This is a genomic window from Veillonella sp. 27098_8_77, from assembly GCF_041431535.1.
Taxonomy (GTDB): domain Bacteria; phylum Bacillota; class Negativicutes; order Veillonellales; family Veillonellaceae; genus Veillonella.
Map to the genome: position 1 here is coordinate 1 of NZ_JAPVXW010000027.1, position 1,040 is coordinate 1,040.

Genomic DNA, 1,040 nt, shown 5'->3' on the forward strand with positions numbered 1-1,040 from the left:
TGTCAAAACATTCAAAAGAAGTAAAAGAAAAGGCTATTTATCTTTCTGAAAAAGGATGGGGTCGATTTAGAATTGCTAAGAATCTTGAAATTCCAGAAAGTACTGTAAAAAACTGGCTATACAAATTTAAACTTAGTCATAATTTGACTCATAAAATTAGTAAACGAGTATTTTCAGCAGATTTTAAACGTAAAGTTCTTGAAACTAGATGGAAAGATAAGTTATCCTTTAAAGAAACAGCAGAATTATTTAATTTAGATAATCCTAGCCTAATTGCAGCATGGCAAAAGCGGTATTTAGACGAAGGAATTTTGGGGTTACACCCCAAGCCTAAAGGTAGACCATCTATGAAACCGAAAGAACTAATACCTTCCACAAAAGATCAAAGTGTTAAATCAGACAAAGAACGGATTAAAGAACTAGAAGCTGAAATTGCTCGGTTGAAATATGAAATGTCTTTTTACGATGACTTTATGAAAGAAATGCGTGAAATTGCTAAACCTAATAGAGCTGTAAAAAAAAAGCGCAAACAATTGCCATCGAAAAATTAAGAAAAATATACCCCCTTCAGTTTATGCTCGAGTACTTTGGCATTAGTCGTAGTACATATTATGCACGTTTAGCTAGCATAAAAAAGGGAGACAAATATGCAGAGGAACGAGAAGCTATTCGCACACTTGTGGCGATGAATAAAGGTCGTTATGGGTATCGTCGAATTACAATAGCATTGCATAAATTAGGCATTCATATAAACCATAAAGTTGTAATGCGAATTATGAAGGAAGAAAACTTAACATGTAAAGTTCGACTAAAGAAATACCGCTCATATAGAGGTACTGAAGGAAAAATCGCTCCGAATATTATTAAGCGAAACTTTACTGCAACAAAGCCAGATCAAAAATGGACCACAGATATTACCGAATTTCACGTGTTTGGACGTAAGGTTTATTTATCACCAATTTTAGATATGTATAATGGTGAAATTGTATCCTATGAAATATCAGAACGACCTGTATTAACACAGGTGTTATCTATGCTGG

General features: G+C 33.6%; 2 protein-coding genes. Both read left to right on the forward strand.

Annotated features, from left to right (window positions below; translation table 11 throughout):
* Positions 1-551 (forward strand): helix-turn-helix domain-containing protein (locus O3617_RS09515; RefSeq protein WP_371449751.1); only part of this gene is annotated, 551 nt, incomplete at its 5' end.
* 23 nt (positions 552-574) lie between these two features.
* On the forward strand, positions 575-1,040 hold a 466-nt coding region (locus O3617_RS09520), incomplete at its 3' end, for an IS3 family transposase (protein ID WP_371449753.1).